We start from the raw sequence: 20596 nt of genomic DNA on the forward strand, positions 1-20596 counted from the left end.
CCAACTGCCCGACGGGATGGTGGTGACCGATCCCGACGTACTGGCCGGCTACCGGCAGGACCGCGCGTCGGACCCCGCCGCGGGCGTCGCGCTCGCACTCGTCCGACCGACCACGACCGAACAGGTCGCCACAGTGCTGCAGTGGGCGCACCGGCATCGGGTGCCGGTGGTGCCGCGCGGAGCCGGCACCGGGCTCTCCGGCGGCGCGACCGCGCAGCACGGGGCACTGCTGTTGGGCACCGAGCGCATGCGCGAGATCACCGTCGATCCGGTCACCCGGACCGCGGTCGTGCAGCCGGGGCTGCTCAACGCCGAAGTCAAGCGCGCCGTGGCCGAGCGGGGACTGTGGTATCCACCGGACCCGTCCTCGTTCGAGATCTGCTCCATCGGTGGCAACGCCGCCACCAACGCGGGCGGGCTGTGCTGTGTGAAGTACGGCGTCACCACCGACTATGTGCTCGGCATGGAGGTCGTCCTCGCCGACGGCACTGTGGCACGGCTGGGCGGACCACGACTGAAGGACGCCGCTGGCCTGTCGCTGACCAAACTCTTCGTCGGTAGCGAAGGTACCCTCGGCATCATCACCGAACTCACCCTGCGGCTGCTGCCCGCGCAGCCACCGCAGTCCACGGTGGTCGCCACCTTCTCCACTCTGCCCACCGCCACCGCGGCCATCCTCGCCATCACCGGGGCGTTGCGGCCGTCCATGCTCGAATTCATGGACGGCGTCGCCATCAATGCCGTCGAGGACGAACTGCGAATGGGCCTGGATCGCGATGCCGCCGGACTCCTGGTCGCTCGCTCCGACGCCCCCGGCGAACACGCCGGATACGAAGCCGACCTCATGCTGGACGCCTGCGAACGAGCCGGCGCCACCGAGGCGTTCCGCACCGACGACCCCGACGAGGGTGAAGCCTTCTGTGCCGCGAGGAGATACGCCATCCCCGCGGTGGAACGCAAAGGCCCACTACTGCTCGAGGACGTCGGCGTCCCGCTGCCGCGCTTGGGCGATCTCGTCACCGGCATCGCGGCCATCGCCGACCGCCGCCGGGTACTCGTCTCGGTCATCGCGCACGCCGGTGACGGCAACACCCACCCGCTCATCGTCCACGACCCGAACGACCCCGACGAAACCGCACGCGCCCACCAGGCTTTCGGCGAGATCATGGACCTCGCGATCGGCCTCGGCGGCACCATTACCGGTGAACACGGCGTCGGCCGGTTGAAGAAGGCGTGGCTGCCCGACCAGGTCGGCCCTGAGGTGATGGACCTGACCCGACGTATCAAGGACGCTCTCGACCCGAACGGCATCCTCAACCCGGGAGCGGTGCTGTAGATCCCCACTCATCGATGCTGCCGGGATATCCCCTACCTCTCGGATCACAGCACCGCTGTCCTGACGACGCCGCCATTCAAGGAGGAACCCATGCTGAAGCCCAAAGCCACAGCCACTCGTGAACTGACATCACTCGACGGAGTCTGGAGGTTCGCCGTCGGCTCGACGGACGGTGAACCGTGGCGCGGGCCGCTCGACGGCACGCTGGAAGCCGCGGTCCCCGCCAGCTACAACGACCTGTTCGCCGACCCGGCCATCCGCGACCATGTGGGGTGGGTCTGGTATCAGCGCACGGTCCGGGTTCCGCGCGGCTGGGCGGGCGAGCGGATCTTCGTGCGAGTGGAGGCCGCGACTCATACCGGCAAGGTGTACGTCGACGATCAGCTCGTCGCCGAACACGTCGGCGGATACACACCGTTCGACGCGGATATCACCGACGCGGTCACTGCCGGTGGGGAATTCCGGCTCACCATCGGCGTGAGCAACGAGCTGACCAACACCACGATTCCGCCCGGCAGCATCACCGTCACCGCAGATGGTCGCCATCAGCAGAAATACCTGCACGACTTCTACAACTACGCCGGTCTCGCCCGCTCGGTCTGGCTGTATTGTGCTCCGCGCGTGCGGATTTCCGATATCACCGTGGTGACCGACGTCGACGGTTCGGAGGGGATCGTCGACTACCGTGTCGAAGCCACCGGGACCGCTGACGTGCGGGTCCGGCTGTTCGACGCGACGGGCACCGAGGTCGCCGGTGGTACGGGCGCGAACGGGTCACTCCGTGTTCCGGAGGTCACCCTGTGGCAGCCGGGCAAGGCCTATCTGTACGAGCTGGTGGCCGAGATCGTCGACGGCGAGACAGTGCTCGACAGCTACCCGCTGGCAGTGGGAGTGCGCACCATCGAGGTGCGGGGTACCCAGTTCCTGATCAACGGGGAGCCGTTCTACTTCACCGGTTTCGGCAAGCACGAAGACACGCCCGTGCGGGGCAAGGGGCACGACAACGCGTTTCTGGTGCACGACTTCCAGCTCATGGAGTGGATCGGCGCCAACTCGTTCCGCACCTCGCACTACCCGTATGCCGAGGAGGTGATGGACTTCGCCGATCGGCACGGGGTGGTCGTCATCGACGAGACGGCCGCCGTGGGGCTCAATCTCTTCATCGAAGGTGGTGTCGGGCGCCCGGACAAGCGCCCCACCTTCTCCCCCGAGACGATGAACGACCAGACCAGGGAGGCGCACGCGCAGGCGTTGCGGGAACTGATCGCGCGCGACAAGAACCATCCGAGCGTGGTCATGTGGTGTGTGGCCAATGAACCGTCGTCCCACGAGGAGGGCGCTCGCGAATATTTCGAGCCGCTGGTCCAGCTGACCAGGGAACTCGATCCCACCCGCCCGGTGACCTATGCCAGCTTCATGTTCGTCACCCCCGACAACGACCGCATCGCCGACCTTTTCGATGTGCTCGGTATCAACCGCTACCACGGCTGGTATGTGGCCAACGGTGACTTGGCGACCGCCGAGATCATGCTCGACGCCGAACTCACCGGCTGGGAGAAGAAGTACGACAAGCCCATCATCATGATGGAGTACGGCGCCGACACCATGCCGGGTCTGCACTCGATCTGGGACATCGCCTGGACCGAGGAGTACCAGACCGCGTTCCTCGACATGCACCACCGGGTCTTCGACCGGCACGAGGCGATGATCGGCGAGCACGTCTGGAACTTCGCCGACTTCCGCACCACGAACGGCGTCCACCGGGTCGACGGCAACAAAAAGGGCGTGTTCACCCGCGAACGCCACCCCAAGAACGCCGCCCACGCCTTGCGCGCCCGCTGGCACCGCATCGGCAACCGCAAGCCGACCACACCGGACACCGCGAGCTGACCGGTCTGTTCCGGTCACCCACTCCAGGCCGACCCGGTACCGCGAATCCCACGCGGTACCGGGTCGGCTCGTGATTCAGGGTGTGGCCGCTTCGTGCCGGAGGATCTCGGCGAAACCCTCCGGGCGGGTCCTCATCGCGTAGTGGCCCGCGTCGATGCGAACGGTTCGCTCGCACCGGAACCACTGCGCGATGGTGTGTTCGGGGGTCCATCGGCCATCCGACTTTGTCGGGGTTCTCGCCGTGCAGGCCATCGCCCAGCATCTCTTGCACGGTCTGACCGGCCAGCGGCGACGAGCACGAGACGAAGACCAGTCGGCGGAACAGATCGGGCCGCAGCTCGACCGAAGTCGCCGACGGTCTGCCGGGTCAACGCCTCGATCGTCTCATTCCATACCCAGCTGCCGTTGCCGCCGCCGTGCAGGAACGCGTAGTCCGTTGTCATTTTTCTCCAGATGTTCCAGCCGGGAGCACCCGGTCGGCGATTCCGACCGAACACACACGGCGCTAATCGACTACGACGCGTACCCGCCCGAGGTTCTGAACCCTGGCATGCGGGGTGCTCGCGTCGCCTCCGCGCTGGGTGGTGGCGCGGAGCGCGGGAAAATGCACGCCCGGCCTGTCGTAGGTGAAGGTTCGCTGCGCGCGGACAACCCCGCCGCTCGTCTCGAATACCGGGTCCGGGGTGAAGCCCGCGCTGCCGGTCGAATTCCATTCGACTGCGACGACGACCCCGCCTCCGGGTGGAACCTGAACGACCGCGTGCACGGTGACCGCCTCGCCGACGCCGATCTCGGCACGCTCGCCGCCCTCGACGGTCAGCTCCACGACCGGCTGCACCCCACGCCGGGCGTCCGCCCCGCCGGGTACCCGAACCTGGCCGTCGGTCACCTCGTATCGGGTGCCGAGCGGCGGCGGTTCACCGCGCTCGGCCCACGCGCTCACATCGCGCAGGGCCTGGTGCAGGATGCCCACGTAGTCGATGAGCCGTTGCGTCCTTGCGCCCTCGATATGGTCGGCGTTGTCGTTGTACCAGAGCCGGAAGCTGTCGTCGCGGGAACTGCCGAGGGCTCGCCCCACCTGCTCGGCATACCAATCCCCGTGCCAGGGAAAGGCATCGGCGTCCAGCAGGTTGGCGACCACGATCATCTTCCCGGTGATCTTGCCCGTATGCGCACCGCCGCCGCCGACGCCGCGCGAGATCACCGGCCCGAGTTCGAGCGGCCGCTGCGGATACTTCGGTAGCCCGTCCGCGTCGCGATACCGGTCGAAGACGTGGAAGCTGGGCCGCGACGGAACCTGGTGACGGTGGTAGGTCGATGCCGCGATGTACCAACGGTTGTCGATGCGGATCCTCGCCCCGGGCTCCGCGGCGTCGAGCACCTCCGGAGGATTCCCCTCGCTCAGCCGCAACGAACTGGTGGCAGCCGCCAGTGTGCCGTGCAGGGTGTGGCCGACACCGTCCTGCGCGACGAGGGTGACGTCGAGCCCGATGCCCTTCGGATTCGCGGGGACTTGCCCGAGGACCAGCCCGGTGGGTGTGCCCCTGGTGTCTCGCTCCACTTCCGTGACAGTGGTGATGTGATCGATCCGGGCGGCGCGCAGAAGATCGCCCAGCGCGGACTGCTCGGTGCCCGAATAGCCCGGCTCGCTCCAGAAGTCGTCGGCATACGCCGGGTCCATACTCTTCACCATGCCGACGAACCCGAACAGATCGTTGCCCTCGTTCAACCCGAGCAGATACTCGTAGTCCTCCCATGCTCGCAGCGGGATGCCGAACCTGGTCACCTCGGTGAGCACCGCCCGTTCGGTGTCGTCCAGGTCCTGATACGGGTCGTCACCACCGGGGGCGACCGCATCGCCGATCCGGCTCGCCTTGCCACCCAGCACAATACGCGCGAAAGCGCGGACGAAGAAGTTGTCCGGGATGGAGGTGGGCACACCGGGGATATAGGCCACGGCACCGTCCCAGATGCCGTCACTGTTCTCCATCGCCGCGATGGTCTGGAACGACCCGCCGCTACCACCCCAGAGATATCCGCGGATCCGACCGGTGTACCCGTAGTGCTCGGCGGCGACCACGCGAGAGAACTCGGCGGCCGCCGCGTCCACCCGGTAGCCGCCGCCACCATTGGTCTGCACGGCGTAGGCACCGCTGTCGGCGGCGAAGCCGATGACCTGCGCAGGCGGTGGCCCGATCGCCGCATCGACATTCTCGTCGTTCAACGGATACACCAGCTGGAAGAACCTGCCGTCGAACCCGTTCCCGGCCGGGAAGTAGAACGCGAACCGCTTGTCGGTGCCCTCGAAGTGGCCCGACACCTTGCGGTGCGGCACCGGTGTCGGCAGGTCTTCGGTCCGGTCGACGACCGGGTGGCGAAGTCCGGATCGACGCGGCCCGCCGCGCTGCGCCACGGCTCGTCGGGCACTGTCGGGGCACCCATCCGGTCAGGACATCGGAACGAGGTCGCGAATGGCGCGACAGCTGGGAAGCAGCTCGTAGCTGCGGAACATCTCGTCCGGGTGCACCGACACCGGCGCCGCGACAGCGGCCAGCGCCTGCGACTTGAACGCCCGCGCGGCGTAGCTCAGGTGATGCAGCACCGGGTCGACGGGACGACCGAAATCCGCGGCCGAGCCGTCACCCCAGAGGGTGACTTCCTCGTGCTGTCCCTGTTCGAGCACTCGCGAGAGGCGGTCACGCACATGCACGTCCATCGAGCACAGTTCGGTGTCGACGGCGATCGCCTGCGGCCTCGGTCCACGATGGTTGGTAGTCAAACAGGATGTCAGGTCGGCGACGCGGACGCCGAGAATGCGCAGCGGCCTCGTGTCGGTGTGGTCGGCGACCAGGGCCGTCACCTCCCACCCGGCCATCACCCGGTCGAACAGCCACCCACCCGCGCCCCGGACGAGCGCGGCGGCGGTCGGCGCCAGCGCCACCAGATGCGGTCTCAACGAGTCCTCTCGACTGCGAGATGTTGAGCTAGTGCGCAGGTGTACTCGCTGAACACTTGCGCCACCGGAATCGAGGGTTCGAGCAGCCATGAGGTTTCCATTCCGTTGAGAAAGGCGACGATTTCCACGGCTTTGACGGCCGCGTCTATGTCCGTGCGGTACTTTCCAGCGCTCTGACCTTGCCGAATGAGATCGGCAACGGTCTCGACCGCCACGTGGTACCGCGCGTGTAGGCGATCGTGGAGGGGAGCGTCGGGTTGCAGATTCTCGACCAGCAACACGACGAACATCGCCACCAGGTCCGGTGCGCGCTCGAATCTTTCGGCCACCCGCTCGAGCTCCTCGATGAGATCTCCCGCCCGGTGGGAGTGGAGATCGTCGTCGATGTCACGCGCTTCGAGGACCGCGTCCAGCAATTGCTGCTTGGACTCGAAGTGGTGCAGCAGACCCGCCGGCGTGACACCGGCGAGCTTGGCGATCTGCGCGAGCGATGTGGTCCGCCAGCCACCGCGGACCAGGAGCTGCTGTGCGGCCGCGAGGATGCGCAGCTTGCGCCGCTCCCCTTTCACGAGAAGCTTCTCGTACGGCCGCGTGGCAGGCGGTGCCGAAGACTGCCGATCGAGCATCGAACTCCTCCGTTCAATCAACCTACTGAATGCACAGTAGGTCGTTTTTCCCGGTGTGACAAGGGTCTCAGTGAACGGATTTGCCAGTTGACCACGAGCCGTCGCCAACCTGAGCCGACCAGCATACTTACGCTACCCGCGAGTCTCGTATACATTGCTTGAGAATGTAATTCTCATTTCTGATTGTCACCCTACTGGTGGGCGATCGGATCAACACGGAGGACAACACATGGCAATGGCGCTCGCGCCCGATGTCTCGACATGGCCCGCGGACAACCCCCAACTCATCGGCAGCCGATGCGGCGATTGCGCGGCGGTCACCTGGCCGCGGCAGTCGCGCTGCCCGCGATGCAGCAGCGCGGAGATGACCGACCAGCTGCTGTCCCGCGAGGGAGAGCTGATCGCCTGGACGACACAGGGTTTCGTGCCGAAGCTGCCGTACGCGGGCAAGACCACCGGCGACGGTTTCGAGCCTTTCGGCATCGGTCTGGTTCAACTCGGCGACGATGTTCGCGTCGAGGCGAGGCTGACGGTGGCCGATCCGGCTCGACTGCGCTCCGGCATGGCCGTCGAACTGGTCTTCGTCCCGCTCTACACCGCCGATGACGGCACCGATGTCATGACGTGCGCGTTCGCGCCCGCCTGACGGTATCCGCGAGTACAGGAGTTTGAAGATGAACGACGTCGCCATCATCGGCATCGGTATCCATCCGTTCGGGCGTTTCCCGAAGTCGGCGATCGAAATGGGCGCCGACGCGATCCAGTCCGCCCTGACCGACGCCGGAATCCAATGGAAGGACATCCAATTCGGCTTCGGCGGTAGCTACGAGGTGAGCAACCCGGACGCGGTCACCCGGCTGGTCGGGCTGACCGGGATTCCGTTCACCAACGTGTTCAACGCCTGCGCCACCGCGGCCAGTTCGATCGAACAGACCGCGGAGGCTATCCGGTCCGGCCGCTACGACATCGGCATCGCCGTCGGCATGGACAAGCACCCGCGCGGTGCGTTCACCGACGATCCGGCGAAGCTGGGTCTGCCCGGCTGGTACGCGGAGAACGGACAGTTCGTCACCACCCAGTTCTTCGGCATCAAGGCCAACCGCTATTGCCTCGATCACGGCATCTCACACCAGACGCTGGCCAAGGTGGCGGCCAAGAACTACCGCAACGGTGTGCACAACCCGAATGCGTTCCGGCGCAAGGCGATGAGCGAAGAGGAAATCCTCGCTTCGCCCATGCTGAACTATCCGCTCACGCACTACATGTTCTGCTCGCCCGACGAGGGTGCGGCCGCGGTGATCATGTGCCGCGGCGATCTCGCCAAGCGCTACACGAACACACCGGTGTACCTGCGGTCCTCGGCGATTCGTACCCGCCGCTACGGCGCGTACGAGGTGCACAGCACCTGGGCGGCCGTCGACGAGGATGTCTCGCCCACCGTGTACGCCTCGCGGGCCGCGTTCGAGGCCGCCGGGATCGGTCCGGAGGACGTGAATGTCGTTCAGTTGCAGGACACCGACGCGGGCGCCGAGGTGATCCACATGGCCGAGAACGGGTTCTGCGCCGACGGTGACCAGGAGAAGCTGGTGGCCGAGGGCGCTACCGAGATCGGCGGGCGGCTGCCGGTCAACACCGACGGTGGTCTCATCGCCAACGGCGAGCCCATCGGCGCGTCCGGCATCCGCCAAGTGTACGAGCTCACCCTGCAGTTGCGGGGGCAGGCGGGCGATCGCCAGGTGCCCGGCAAGCCCAAGGTCGGTTACGCACAGGTCTACGGCGCGCCGGGAACGGCCGCGGCGTCGATCCTTTCGCTCTGATCCGGCAGAACGAGAACGGGACCCGTCGCCTGATGGCGGCGGGTCCCGTTGTCGGTGACCGTTACAGACCGAGCGATTTCGCGATGATCACCTTCATCACTTCACTGGTGCCCGCGTAGATCCTGGCGACGCGCGCATCGGTGTAGAGGCGGGCGATCGGATACTCCATCATGTAGCCGTATCCACCGAACAGCTGCAGACAGCGGTCGACCACGCGCGCCTGCACCTCGGTGGCGAACAGCTTCGTGCGTGCGGCGTCGGCGCCCGACAGCTCACCCCGCACCAGTTCCATCACGGCCTTGTCGACCATGGTCTGGGCGGCCTCGATCTCGGTGGACATCGCGGCCAGCTCGAACTTGGTGTTCTGGAACGAGGCGACCGGTGTGCCGAAAGCCTTGCGCTCCTTGACATATTCCACGGTCGCGGTGAGCGCGGCGCGCGCTTGGGCGACCGAACCGACCGCCACCGTCATGCGCTCCTGGGCCAGGTTGTGGCCGAGGTAGCCGAACGCCTTGCCCTCCTCGCCCAGCCGATTGGCCACCGGCACCCGGACATCGTCGAACGACAGCTCGACGGTGTCCTGCACCTTGCACCCCATCTTCTCGAGTACCCTGCCCTTCTCGAAGCCGGGCATCCCGTCCTCGACCACCAGCAAGGTGAGCCCGGCGCGCCGATCGTCGGGATCGGTGAAGGTGCGCGCGACGACCACGACCAGATCGGCGAGCAGACCCCCGGTGATGAACGTCTTGGCGCCGTTGAGGATGTACTCGTCCCCGTCACGCACGGCGGTGCTGCGCATTCCCGCCAGGTCGGAGCCGGTGCCGGGTTCGGTCATGGCGACGGCGGTGAGCAACTCGCCGGACGCGAGACCGGGGAACCACCGTTGCCGCTGTTGTTCGTCGGCGTATTCGAGGAAGTACGGCAGGATGACGTCGATCTGGGTGCGCACGGTACTGAGCGTGACCAACGCGCGCTGCGCCTCCTCCTGCAGGACCATGTTGTAGCGGTAGTCGCGCAGCCCCGCTCCCCCGTACTCCTCGGGGATCGCGGTACCGAGCAGCCCGAGCTCACCGAGCGCGCGGAAGACTTCCCGTGGCATGCGCCCGGCCTTCTCCCACTGCGCGTAATTGGGCACGACCGCCTTGTCGATGAACGTGCGTGCCAGCTCCCGGAAGGACTCGTGATCAGGGGTGAAGATATCTCGGCGCACAGCTGGCTCCTTCTCAGGACACGAGTTCGACGACGGTGGCGTTGGCGGTGCCGCCGCCCTCGCACATGGTTTGCAGGCCGTAGCGAATCCCGTTGTCCCGCATGTGATGGATCATGCGGGTCATCAGTACCGCACCGGAGGCACCGAGCGGATGACCGAGCGCGATGGCGCCGCCGAGCGGATTCGTCTTCGCCGGGTCGGCACCGGTTTCGGCGAGCCAGGCCAGCGGCACGGGGGCGAACGCCTCGTTCACCTCGAACACGCCCACCTCCGGCAGGTCGATGCCCGCCTTGCGCAGCACCTTCTCGGTGGCGGGAATGGGGCCGGTCAGCATGAGGACCGGATCGGAACCCGCGACCGCGCCGGCCCGGTAGCGCACCAGCGGGGTCAACCCGAGTGCGCGCGCCTTCTCCGGTGTGGTCACCAGCAGAGCGGCGGCACCATCGGAGATCTGTGAGGAGTTGCCCGCGTGGATCACGCCGTCCTCCTGGAAAGAGGTCTTCAGCCCCGCGAGTTTCTGCGCGGTGGTACCGCGCCGGATCCCCTCATCGATGCTGACGACACCGGCATCGGTGGTGACGGACACGATCTGCCCGGTGAACGCGCCGGCATCCTGCGCCGCCGCCGCGCGTTCGTGCGAGACGGCCGAATACTCGTCCACCCGGGCGCGATCCAATCCCCATTTGCGGGCGATCAATTCGGCCGAAACACCCTGATTGAAGGTGAAGTCCTCATATCTGGCCAGCGCCCGCGGCCCGTAGGGATGCCCACCGGCTTTGGCCGCACCGAGTGGCACCCGGCTCATCACCTCGACCCCGCCCGCCACCACCATGTCCTGCTGGCCCGACATGACGGCCTGCGCGGCGAAGTCCAAGGCCTGCTGACTCGAGCCGCACGCCCGGTTGACCGTGGTGCCCGGCACGCTCTCCGGCCAGCCGGCGGCCAGCACCGCGTAGCGGCCGATATTGGTGGCCTGGTCACCCACCTGGGAGACACAGCCCCACACCACATCGTCGATCTCGGCCGGGTCGATGCCGGTGCGCTCCACCAGGGCAGTGAGCACCCCCGCCGACAGATCGGCCGGGTGCACCCCGGACAGGCCACCGTTGCGTTTGCCCACCGGAGTGCGCAGTGCCGCGGCGATTACTACTTCACGCATGTGTCGTCTCTCTCTCGGCGGGCAGCCACCCGCCGGTGAACTGGGCATCGCGCTTTTCGGCGAATGCCGAGAAAGCTTCGGGCGCATCGGCTCCCGCGAAATTGACGCCTTGGGCACGGGCTTCGCCCGCCAGGGCGTCGCGCAACGAACGGTCGGCGCCCTCGTTCAGCAACGCCTTGGTCTGGGCCAGCGCGATCGGCGGTCCGGCCGCCAGCCGGGCGGCCAGCTCGTCGACGAAGGCGTCGATCTCGCCACCGGAGACGAGATAGGTCACCAGGTTCAATTCCCGCGCCTGCTCGGCGTCGATCATCTCGGCCAGCAGAGTCAATCGCTTGGCCTGCTGCAACCCGACCAGTTTCGGCAGCAGCCAGGACCCGCCGAGGTCGACCGAAAGGCCACGGGCGGAGAAGATCTGGCAGAACCGCGTCTGCGGGGTGGCCACCACCAGGTCGCAGCCGAGGGCGAGGTTCCAGCCCGCGCCGACCGCGACGCCGGTCACCTTGGCGATCGTCGGCTTCGGAAGTTCGTGCAGTTCCAGGGCCACCTCGGTGAGCAGGCGCATCTTGTGGGCGGGATGACCGTCGGCGATCGAGGAGACATCCGCCCCCGAGCAGAACGCTCCGCCCGCACCGGTGATCACCAGGGCGCGCACGCTGCGATCGTGGGCGGCCTCGCGCAGCAGATCGCGCAGTTGTGCCCACATCGCCCAGGTGATCGCGTTCTTGCGGTGCGGCCGATTCAAGGTGATGGTGCGGACACCGCCGGAGTCGGCGGTGAGCAGCACAGGCTCTTCGGTCACGGTGTCTCCCAGGTCATGACCGACCGCGGTCCGATCGCTCCGTGCGTGGACAAGCGGTCGATCTCCGCTTCGGCCACACCCAGCTCGGCGAGCACGGCTTCGGTGTGCGCACCGAGGGCCGGTACCGCACCCATGGGTGGGTCGAACCCCGCAATGATCGGCGGGGGAAGCAGAGCGGTGATGGGCCCGCCGGGCGAGTCGACGGTGCGCCAGCGATCGCGGTCGAGCAGTTGTGGATGGTCGAGCACTTCGCTCGGGGTGTTGTAACGGGAATTGCCGATGCCCGCGTCGTCGGCGGCCTTCTGCACCACCGCCAGCTCGTGGCGCGCACACCACGCGCCGATGGCCGCGTCGAGCGGCGCCCGGTTGCGTACCCGGTCGGAGTTGGTGCGAAAGCGCTCGTCGTCGGCCAGATCCGGGCGTTGCAGGACCTCGCGGGCGAGCCGCTGCCATTCCCGGTCGTTGGTGGTACCGAGCACGACGGTCCGCTCGTCGGCGGTGCGATAGGCGCCATAGGGTGCCACCGCGGGCGAACTCATGCCCAGCGGTTGCTGGTCGGCGCCGGAGTAGCGACTGTGGGTGAGGTGGTACCCCATCAGCTCCGCCATGGCGTCGAACAGACTCACCGTGATCGACGTACCGGGCCCCGGACCACCGCGCATCCGTTCGCACAGCGAGGCCATGATCGCCAGCGCGGCATACAGTCCGGTGGTCACGTCGGCCACCGGCGGTCCCGGCTTGGCCGGCTCACCCGCTCGGCCCGTCACCGCGCACACGCCGGCTTCCGCCTGCACGAGCAGGTCATAGGCGCGCTTGTGCGACAGCGGGCCGCCCGCGCCGAACCCGTCGATCTCCACGGCGATCAGATGTGGGTGACTCACCGCCAGTTCGGCCGGGGTGATCCCCAACCGCGCGGTCGCGCCGGGCGCGAGATTGGAGACCAGCACGTCGGCCCGCACCAGCAGACGGTGCAGCAGTGCCAGACCGTCGGGCGTCTTCAGGTCGAGGGCCACCGATTCCTTGCCGCGGTTCACCCAGACGAAGTGCGCCGCCTGCCCGTGCACCACATCGTCGTAGTGGCGGGCGAAGTCACCGCCGTCCGGGTTCTCGATCTTGATCACGCGGGCGCCGAAATCGGCGAGCGTGCGCGTACACATCGGCGCGGACACGGCCTGTTCGAGCGTCACCACGGTGACCCCGGCCAGGGGCGCCATCAGATCACCATGCCGCCGTCTACCGGCAGCACCTGTCCGGTCACGAAGGAGGCGGCGTCGGAGGCGAGGAACACGAAGGCGGGCGCCACTTCCGCCGGCTCGGCCCAGCGGCGCAACGGGATTCGCGCCAGCATCTGGGCGGCGAACTTCTCGTCGGTGCGGATGGTGGACGTCATCGGGGTGGCGGCCAGCGGCGCGAGGGCATTCACGCAGATGTTCTTGCGCGCCAATTCCCGTGCCAAGGATTTCGTCATGCCGATGATCGCGGCCTTGGCGGCCGAGTAATTCACCTGGCCGAGGGTGCCGACGATTCCCGCCGAGGACGTGACATTGATGATCCGGCCGGTGCCGTCGGTGGCCAGGTACGGCAGTGCCGCCTGGGCGCAATTGAAGGTGCCCATCGCGTGGATGTCGAAAAGCTGCTTCACCGAATCGACCGTGGTGTCGGCGAACATGGCGGGCGCGGTGATACCCGCGTTGTTCACGACGATGTGCAGCGTGCCGTCGGCGAGCGCGGCAGCCCGTTCGGCAGCGATGTCGGCCGCGGCGCGGTCTGACACGTCGAAGGCGAAACTCTGTGCCGTGCCACCGTTCCCGGTGATCTTCTCGGCGACGGCGGCGGCGGCTTCACCGTTGAGGTCGGTGACCAGAACCGCGGCGCCCGCCTCGGCCAGCGCCGACGCCACGGCCGCACCGATCCCGCCCGCCGCACCGGTGACCAGCGCCGCACGCCCGGTGAGATCGAATTTTGCGTTACTCATCAATAGCTCCTCGGCAATCCCAAAGTGTGCGATCCCAGGTAGTTCAGGATCATTTCCTGACTGACCGGGGCGATACGCATGACGCGCGCCTCCCGGAAATACCGGGCGACGTTGTATTCCTCGGCGTAGCCCATGCCGCCGTGGGTTTGCAGCGCGCGGTCGGCGGCGTTGAATCCGGCGTCCGCGCACAGATATTTCGCGGTATTGGCTTCCCTGCCGCACGGCTTTCCGGCGTCGTACAACCACGTCGCCTTGCGCAGGACGAGTTCGGCCGCGTCCAGCTGCGCCAACGAATCGGCGAGGGGGAACTGAATCCCCTGGTTCATGCCGATGGGACGACCGAACACCACCCGCTCGTTGGCGTAGCGCACCGCCCGGTCCAGCGCCACCCGCCCGATGCCCAGGGCCTCTGCGGCGATGAGCATCCGCTCGGGGTTCAGTCCGTCGAGCAGGTAGCTGAATCCCTTCCCCTCTTCACCGACCCGATCCTCCACCGGAATGCGCAACTCGTCGATGAACAGTTCGTTGGAGGTCACCGCATTGCGGCCCATCTTGGCGATCGGCCGGATGTCGACCCGGTCACGGTCGAGGTCGGTGAGGAACAGGGTCAGACCGTCGGTCTTCTTCTCGACGTCGTCGTAGCGCTGTGTCCGGGTGAGCAGCAGGATCTTCTCCGACTCCATGGCCTTGGAGATCCACACCTTGCGCCCGCTCACCACATAGTGGTCGCCCTCGCGGCGGGCGAAGGTGGTGATGCGCGTGGTGTCCAGTCCCGCACCGGGCTCGGTGACGCCGAAGCAGACGTGCAGGTCACCGTTGACGATGCGGGGCAGGGTGCGCCGCTTGAGTTCCGCGGAACCGTGCACGACCACCGGGTGCATGCCGAAGATCGACAGGTGGATGGCGCTCGCGGCGTTCATCCCACCGCCGGAGCGGGCCACCTCCTCGAGCAGGAGGGTGGCCTCGGTGATGCCGAGGCCATGGCCGCCGTATTCCTCAGGCATGGTGATACCCAGCCAACCGCCCTTGGCGATGGCGTCGTAGAACTCGGTCGGGAATTCGTGCGCCTGGTCCTTCTCCAGCCAATAGTTGTCGTCGAATCTCTTCATCAGTTCGGCGACCGATTTGCGGATCAGCTGCTGATCCTCGGACAGCTCGAAACTCATTCCCGCGGACACCCGCACTCCTCCACTCGGTCACACACCCACACGTATTCGGCCACCGGCGCCATCAGTCCGAGGCGGGCAGTGCCTTGGCGGCCTTGATCGTCATGGGCTCGCCATCACAGGTCAGTTGCCCGGAACCCGGTGCGGTGCAAAGCAGTTCCACCGACTCATCGGCGTTCACATACCGCTTGCCGATGAGTGTCACCACCGCACCGCCGGACGGCACCGCCGGTGCTCCGGCAGCGGGCACCAGTTCGGCTCCCCCACACGCGAGGGCGGGCGCCCGGTCGGCGGGGGCGCGAACGACCACCACCTTGGTGCTGCAGACCGTGCTGGCCAGCTGCTCACCGGGATGTAACTGCGACGCTGTCATCGTTGTTCTCCTTTCCGGACACGTGGTCCGAGAGCTGTGCGAGGTCGAAGGACTGGCGGGCCATCCAGAACCGCAACACCCCGGTCAGCGCGTAGCGCAGGAACAGCGCCGCGCCGACGACACTCAGGGCGATTCCGCCGAGGGCGATGATCACCGCGTCACGTTGGACCAGCGGGTCGGAGGTGTTGTGCGAGAGGAAATAGGCCAGCAGCGGCAGGAGCGGGCCGAGCACCATGAAGGTGGTGCCCGCTCGCTGCCAGAGATTGCCGCGGCCGGCGGCCGGATCGGGAATCTTCAACTCGGCCAGTTCGCGGACGAAACGGTCCGCACGGGTTTCGGTCATGACGCACTTCCTAGATAGAGCGAGGCCAATTCGTTGCGCAGTCCGTCATCGGGGCGGCCCGCGTGCTCGACCCGGCCGCGAACCATCACCGCGGCGTGGTCGGCGATATCGAGAACAGCGGCGGCGAACTGCTCCACCACCAGGACCGCGACGCCGTCGCGGGCGATTTCGGCGACCTGCTCGTAGAGCCGGCCGACGATCAGCGGAGCCAGGCCCATCGACAGTTCGTCGAGCAGCAGCACCGCCGGGTCGGTGGCCAGCCCGCGAGCCAGGGCCAGCATCTGCTGCTCACCGCCGGACATGGTGCCTGCCAGCTGCGAAGCCCGTTGGGCGAGAATCGGAAACCGCGCGAAGGCGATGCTCTCGATGTCCTGACGCGACCGTCCGGTGAACGTCATCATCCGCAGGTTCTCGCGGACCGTCAGGTTGGGGAACACCCCGCGGCCTTCGGGAATCAGGCACACCCCGGCTCTGGCCAGTTCGCGGGTGCGGGCCCCGGTCACCACGCGCCCGCCGAGCAGCAGCTCGCCGTCGGTGATCGGGTGCGCGCCCGCCGCGACCCGCAGGGTGGTCGACTTTCCCGCACCGTTGGGCCCGAGCAAGGCGACCACCTGCCCGCCCGCGACGCTGAGGTCCACCCCGTGCAGCACGGCGATGGGGTCGTAGGCGGCGTGGACATCACGCAGTTCCAGCAGGGTCGTCACGCTTCCCCCAGATAGGCGGCCAGGACGGTCTCGTCCCGGCGGATGACATCCGGCGGCCCGGACGAGATGATCTTGCCGAGGTCGAGCACATACACCTGGTCACAGACGCTCATGACCAGGCTCATGTCGTGTTCCACCAGCACCACGGCGGTGCCTTCGGCGGCCACTGCCCGCAGCAGCGAGGCGAATCGCTCGGTCTCCTCGCTGTCCTGTCCGGCCGCGGGTTCGTCCAGCAGCAGCAGGGCGGGCTGGGCGGCCAGCGCCCGGCCCACCTCGACCAGCCGGGCAGACCCGGTGGGCAGGGTGTCGGCGACGTCGCCGGCGACCCCGGTCAGCTCGAGCCGTTCGAGCAGTTCGTCGGCGATCTGACCTGCACGACGACGTCCCGACCCGAGTTCCGCACCGACCAGCAGATTGTCGCGAACGCTCAAGCGCCCGAACAGTTCCAGCCGCTGGAAGGTCCGGGCGAGGCCGTACCGGGCGCGGCGGGTCGGACTCGACCGGGTCACGTCGCGCCCGTCGAGCAGCACCTGTCCCGACTGTGGGCGGCGTAGCCCGCAGACGACGTCGAACAGGGTGCTCTTGCCCGCGCCGTTGGGCCCGATCAAACCGGTGACCTGTCCGCGTTCGGCGAGAAGTCCGGCACCGTCGAGGGCCTTGCGGCCGCCGAAGGCGACGGTGACATCGTCAACGCGCAGCAAGGAGGGCACGGTCGATCACCTCCTTGTCCTCGGCTTGCCAGGGGCGACGCACGCCCCACCACTCGACGGGTATCTCGGCAGGAACGGGTGGCCGGGCGCGCGCCTGCGCCCAGTAGCGAATGGCGAAGGTGGACAACAGGGATCCGAAGAACAGCGCCCAGCCGTCGATCACGTCGGCCAACCGCAGCAACCACAGCAGCACGGGCACCCCGATCAGCAGTGATCTGGTCAGCGGATCCCGCAACGCGGCGTTCCAGCCCTCGCGTAGGTGGGCGATGGCGCCCTCGCGCACGACGGAACCGGAGGCGACACCGGCCAGCGCCGGAATCACGTGCACCAGGTTCTGCATGGACGGCCAGATCACCGAGAGCGCCGGCAGTGGCCCGGCGAGCGCGGTGCCGACGAACATGCCGACCCCCACCGCGCCGAGTCCGGCGAACACCGCGACCAGGAAGATCGGCAGTCCCGCGACGAAGTTGAACTGTTCGGCGGTGACCGCCCGCAACTGCATGCCGTACAGCGCGCCACCGAGTCCGGCGATGCCCGCGCTGAGCGCGAAGACCGCCACCTTGGCGGGCAGCAGGTTGCCGCCGAGCGTGGAGTAGGCCGCCTCACTGTCGCGCAGGGCGATGAGCCGCCGCCCGAATCGAGCGCGCCGCAACAGGGCGACGCCGATGGTCGCCAGCGCGAGGCAGACCGCCGCGAAGACGGTGATCTCCGCGGTGGTGTCCACGGCGAAGCCGAATACGCGTGGCCCGACGAGGTCGACCGAGCCCTGGTCGAACAGCTTGATCTGGACACCGAGCACGTCGAAGGACGGCAGGGTGAAGATCCAGCGGTCGAGGACCACGGCGAAAGCCGCCGTACCGAGGGCCAGATACACCCCCGACAAACGCATCGCGGGCACCGCGATCAACGCGCCCGCCGCCGCGGCGACGAGCACCGCCGCGAGCAGTCCCCATATCTGCCCACCCGGAGCGAGGTGGCCGTAGGCGACGGCCCCGATACCCGCCATGCTCAACTGGCACAGCGAGATCTGGCCCGCATAACCGGCCAGCGGCACGAACGACAGCCCGATCAGCCCGAACGCGAAGATCTGCCCGTAGGTGATCAGGTCACCTTCACCCAGCACGCTCGCCAGCATCACGCCGACCATCACGATCACCGCGGCGAAGCCCGCGGCGCCGCGCAGGGTCGGCATCGGAACCCGGCTCAATTGCCGGTCCCGGCCGCGTAGCTGCCCGTGTGGGAACAGCAGGAGCGCGAGGAACAACAGCAGCGCGGGCGCGGCCAGCCGCAGGCCGGGCAGATAGTCGTTCTGCGGCAGGTAACCGGCCAGGTAACTCTCCAGGCAGCCGACCACCACCGCGCCGAGGAAGACCATCGGCAGATTCCGCAGCCTGCCGAAAATGGCCGCGGTATAGGCGCTGACGATCAACAGCGACAGCTGCGCGGCATCGAGAGCGACCATCGGTGCGATGAGAATGCCACCGATGGCGGCCAATTCTATGCCGAGCACCCAGGCCACCCGATTCGCCCGCAGCGGGTCGGAGCCGGTGAGGCCCGCCAGTGCCCGGTCGTCGACCGTGGCCCGCATCTCCACACCGGTTCGGGTGCGGTACAGCAGGATTCGGAGTCCGATCGCGACCGCTACCGCGACCACCATGGTCAGCGCCTGATGCCAGGTGACGGTCGCCGATCCGAGGTGGAACGGCGGCCGCTCGGCGAAGAAGTTCGGCAGCGACCGCGCCTTGCTCGGGCTCCAGATCCACTGGGCGGTGGCGATGAGCCCGCTGAGCATCGCGACGGTCATCACCAACCGCTCGGCCTCGCCGAGCCCCTGCACCGACCGCAGCGCCCGCTCGACCAGCAGGCCGGTCAGCGGAGCCAGCAACAGCAGCACCACGGCCAGGGCGATCGGAACCGGCACACCCCAACCGACCGTCAGCTGCCAGTACGAGAACGCGGCCATCATGCCTGCGGCCCCGTGCGCGAAGTTGAAGATGCCGGTGGTGGTGTAGGTGAGCACCAGCCCACTGCCGATCACCGCGTAGATGGCCGCGGTGCTGAGCCCGACGATTCCGAAGGCGAGAAACTGCTCCATCTACTTCAGATCACTCGTGCTCTTGCCGACATCGGCCAGCGTCATCGGTGCCGGGTAGTTGCCGGTGTAACGGTATTTCTCTCCCCCACAACGGAATCCGTCCTGGTTGGGCGCGAAGTCCGCGGGCTTCCAGCCCTGTGAGCTCGCCCGCAGGACAGTGAAGCACCGCGGCGCCGGATCGTCGGTGGCCAGGTCGTTGGCAGTGTGCAAACCACCGCCGGTCCACGCGGTTTCCTTGGTGGCCGCCTCGACCACACACTTGCGGGTCAGCGCGTCACCGCAGCTCGACGCCGCCTTGGCGAACAGCAACCACGACGAGAAGGCACGAAGCGCGGGCATCGTGATCTCCGCGTCCGGGGCGTAGGTCTCGTACAGCTCGTGTAGTTGCCGCATCGCCGGCACATTCTGGTTCTCGAACGGCACCACACCACCGAGGTCGACAAGATTGTTCTGGTAGTCGGCCGAACGTCCGAGCAACTCGATGAACGAGGCGTTGTAGGCGTTGTTGTTGGCGTCGATCCAGTCGAGCTTGTAGTCCATGCCGGTCAGAACGTCCTCGAGCTTCGCCAGCTGCGGGTAGCTGCCGAAGAAGAGCAGCCCGCGCACGCCTTTGCTCTTGATCGCCTGCGCGTACGGTGTCCAATCGCTGACGCCGACGGCCGGGTAGAGCTCGTTGTAGGTGACCGTGCCGCCCGCAGCGGTGATGCTCTCCACCGCTTTGGTGCCGAGCACCTTGGTGACGGGCGAGTCGCCGTTGATGATGCCGACCGCGCCTGCCGACTGCGGGTAGGCCTCGTTGAACAGCCACTGCCGAAGCCCGAAGTAGGGCTCGTACTTCGCGTACGTGGAGGGTGAGGCGCTGATCTGCAGATCGGACCCGATGTTCTCGGGCTGACTGATCTGAGCGGAGAATTCGGGCAGCAGGCACGACAGCCGGTCCTTCACACCCAGCCCGTCCAGCGAAGCCGCACCGCCGACCAGCACGAAGTCCTCGCGACAGGCGTCGAGCATGCGCTGGCGGACCTCCATCATCTTCGTATCGCGGGTTTCGGCGACCACCCGGCGACCGTTGATGCCACCGGCGGCGTTGCACCAGTCGGTGAAAACCTTTGCCGCGTCGACCACTTCGGTCTTCTTGGTGAAGCCCACGTCGGTGAAGACCCCGACCTTGATTTCCTTCGCCGTCACGCCCTGGGTGGGCGCACTGCTCGGATCACCCGGTCCGCACACCGCGCTCAGGTCACCGAATGCGGTGGACGCCGCCGGCCGACTCGACGTTTCCTCGGTGCCCGTGCCGCTGCGTCCACCGCACGAGGCGACGAGCAGGGCCATCGCCAACAGGGCGACGACTTTTCGTTGCGGTTTCAAGGTCTTCCTCCTCTACCGGGCTCCATGCCGCCCGCCGAGCAGCGGACGGCGTTGCGTCCAGCTCTTCGA

19 protein-coding genes are annotated in these 20596 nt (G+C 67.4%); 4 read left to right on the plus strand and 15 right to left on the minus strand.

What is annotated here, in order from left to right; all coding sequences use genetic code 11:
* Positions 1-16: 16 nt before the first annotated feature.
* Together ACFO5K_RS19065 and uidA are read left to right on the plus strand one after the other, a co-directional pair.
* Complete coding sequence (locus ACFO5K_RS19065; protein ID WP_378566177.1) at positions 17-1336, plus strand: FAD-binding oxidoreductase; 1320 nt, start codon at positions 17-19, stop codon at positions 1334-1336.
* Positions 1337-1426: 90 nt separating this feature from the next.
* Positions 1427-3226 carry a beta-glucuronidase gene (uidA, locus tag ACFO5K_RS19070; protein WP_378564521.1) on the plus strand — a complete coding sequence of 600 codons (1800 nt, stop codon included), beginning with the start codon at positions 1427-1429 and terminating at the stop codon, positions 3224-3226.
* A gap of 505 nt (positions 3227-3731) precedes the next feature.
* Here the strand turns inward: uidA and ACFO5K_RS19075 are convergent.
* Genes ACFO5K_RS19075 through ACFO5K_RS19085 form a run of 3 tightly spaced genes read right to left on the minus strand, consistent with a single transcriptional unit; the run spans position 3732 to position 6808 of the window.
* A complete protein-coding gene (locus tag ACFO5K_RS19075; protein ID WP_378564524.1) occupies positions 3732-5639 on the minus strand; it encodes a hypothetical protein in 1908 nt (635 codons plus the stop codon).
* A 33-nt stretch (positions 5640-5672) separates the two neighbouring features.
* Positions 5673-6182, minus strand: a complete 510-nt coding sequence (locus ACFO5K_RS19080) for a hypothetical protein (protein WP_378564527.1) — start codon at positions 6180-6182, stop codon at positions 5673-5675.
* A complete protein-coding gene (locus ACFO5K_RS19085; RefSeq protein WP_378564530.1) occupies positions 6179-6808 on the minus strand; it encodes a TetR/AcrR family transcriptional regulator in 630 nt (209 codons plus the stop codon). Before ACFO5K_RS19085 ends, ACFO5K_RS19080 begins: the two co-directional genes overlap by 4 nt.
* Before the next feature lie 229 nt (positions 6809-7037).
* Between ACFO5K_RS19085 and ACFO5K_RS19090 the strand changes: the two genes are divergently transcribed.
* On the plus strand, positions 7038-7454 hold the full coding sequence (locus tag ACFO5K_RS19090; RefSeq protein WP_378564533.1) for a Zn-ribbon domain-containing OB-fold protein: 417 nt from the start codon (positions 7038-7040) through the stop codon (positions 7452-7454).
* Between the two features lie 28 nt (positions 7455-7482).
* Positions 7483-8625 (plus strand): thiolase family protein, encoded by a 1143-nt coding sequence (locus ACFO5K_RS19095; protein WP_378564536.1) that lies wholly within the window; start codon positions 7483-7485, stop codon positions 8623-8625.
* A 61-nt stretch (positions 8626-8686) separates the two neighbouring features.
* Here the strand turns inward: ACFO5K_RS19095 and ACFO5K_RS19100 are convergent, their stop codons facing one another.
* The 12 genes from ACFO5K_RS19100 to ACFO5K_RS19155 all read right to left on the minus strand — a co-directional run bounded on the left by ACFO5K_RS19100 (position 8687) and on the right by ACFO5K_RS19155 (position 20491).
* Positions 8687-9835: an acyl-CoA dehydrogenase family protein gene (locus ACFO5K_RS19100; protein WP_378564539.1), complete on the minus strand. Its 1149-nt coding sequence runs from the start codon at positions 9833-9835 to the stop codon at positions 8687-8689.
* A 13-nt stretch (positions 9836-9848) separates the two neighbouring features.
* Entirely contained in the window at positions 9849-10994 is a 1146-nt protein-coding gene (locus tag ACFO5K_RS19105; RefSeq protein WP_378564542.1) for a thiolase family protein, read from the minus strand.
* Complete coding sequence (locus tag ACFO5K_RS19110) at positions 10987-11793, minus strand: enoyl-CoA hydratase/isomerase family protein (RefSeq protein WP_378564545.1); 807 nt, start codon at positions 11791-11793, stop codon at positions 10987-10989. Before ACFO5K_RS19110 ends, ACFO5K_RS19105 begins: the two co-directional genes overlap by 8 nt.
* A complete protein-coding gene (locus ACFO5K_RS19115) occupies positions 11790-13007 on the minus strand; it encodes a CaiB/BaiF CoA transferase family protein (protein ID WP_378564548.1) in 1218 nt (405 codons plus the stop codon). The genes ACFO5K_RS19110 and ACFO5K_RS19115 overlap by 4 nt, the downstream gene beginning before the upstream one ends.
* Positions 13007-13768 (minus strand): SDR family NAD(P)-dependent oxidoreductase, encoded by a 762-nt coding sequence (locus ACFO5K_RS19120; protein ID WP_378564551.1) that lies wholly within the window; start codon positions 13766-13768, stop codon positions 13007-13009. The genes ACFO5K_RS19115 and ACFO5K_RS19120 overlap by 1 nt, the downstream gene beginning before the upstream one ends.
* Positions 13768-14934: an acyl-CoA dehydrogenase family protein gene (locus tag ACFO5K_RS19125; protein WP_378566180.1), complete on the minus strand. Its 1167-nt coding sequence runs from the start codon at positions 14932-14934 to the stop codon at positions 13768-13770. The genes ACFO5K_RS19120 and ACFO5K_RS19125 overlap by 1 nt, the downstream gene beginning before the upstream one ends.
* Before the next feature lie 64 nt (positions 14935-14998).
* A complete protein-coding gene (locus ACFO5K_RS19130) occupies positions 14999-15307 on the minus strand; it encodes a hypothetical protein (protein WP_378564554.1) in 309 nt (102 codons plus the stop codon).
* Positions 15279-15650 (minus strand): hypothetical protein, encoded by a 372-nt coding sequence (locus tag ACFO5K_RS19135; protein WP_378564557.1) that lies wholly within the window; start codon positions 15648-15650, stop codon positions 15279-15281. The genes ACFO5K_RS19130 and ACFO5K_RS19135 overlap by 29 nt, the downstream gene beginning before the upstream one ends.
* Positions 15647-16354: an ABC transporter ATP-binding protein gene (locus ACFO5K_RS19140; protein ID WP_378564559.1), complete on the minus strand. Its 708-nt coding sequence runs from the start codon at positions 16352-16354 to the stop codon at positions 15647-15649. The genes ACFO5K_RS19135 and ACFO5K_RS19140 overlap by 4 nt, the downstream gene beginning before the upstream one ends.
* On the minus strand, positions 16351-17064 hold the full coding sequence (locus ACFO5K_RS19145; protein WP_378564561.1) for an ABC transporter ATP-binding protein: 714 nt from the start codon (positions 17062-17064) through the stop codon (positions 16351-16353). The genes ACFO5K_RS19140 and ACFO5K_RS19145 overlap by 4 nt, the downstream gene beginning before the upstream one ends.
* Positions 17042-19159, minus strand: coding sequence for a branched-chain amino acid ABC transporter permease (locus ACFO5K_RS19150; RefSeq protein WP_378564563.1), 2118 nt, complete (start codon positions 19157-19159; stop codon positions 17042-17044). The genes ACFO5K_RS19145 and ACFO5K_RS19150 overlap by 23 nt, the downstream gene beginning before the upstream one ends.
* A complete protein-coding gene (locus ACFO5K_RS19155) occupies positions 19160-20491 on the minus strand; it encodes an ABC transporter substrate-binding protein (protein WP_378566183.1) in 1332 nt (443 codons plus the stop codon).
* Positions 20492-20596 lie beyond the last annotated feature (105 nt).

It is taken from the genome of Nocardia halotolerans (assembly GCF_042650145.1).
GTDB classification, from domain to species: domain Bacteria; phylum Actinomycetota; class Actinomycetes; order Mycobacteriales; family Mycobacteriaceae; genus Nocardia; species Nocardia halotolerans.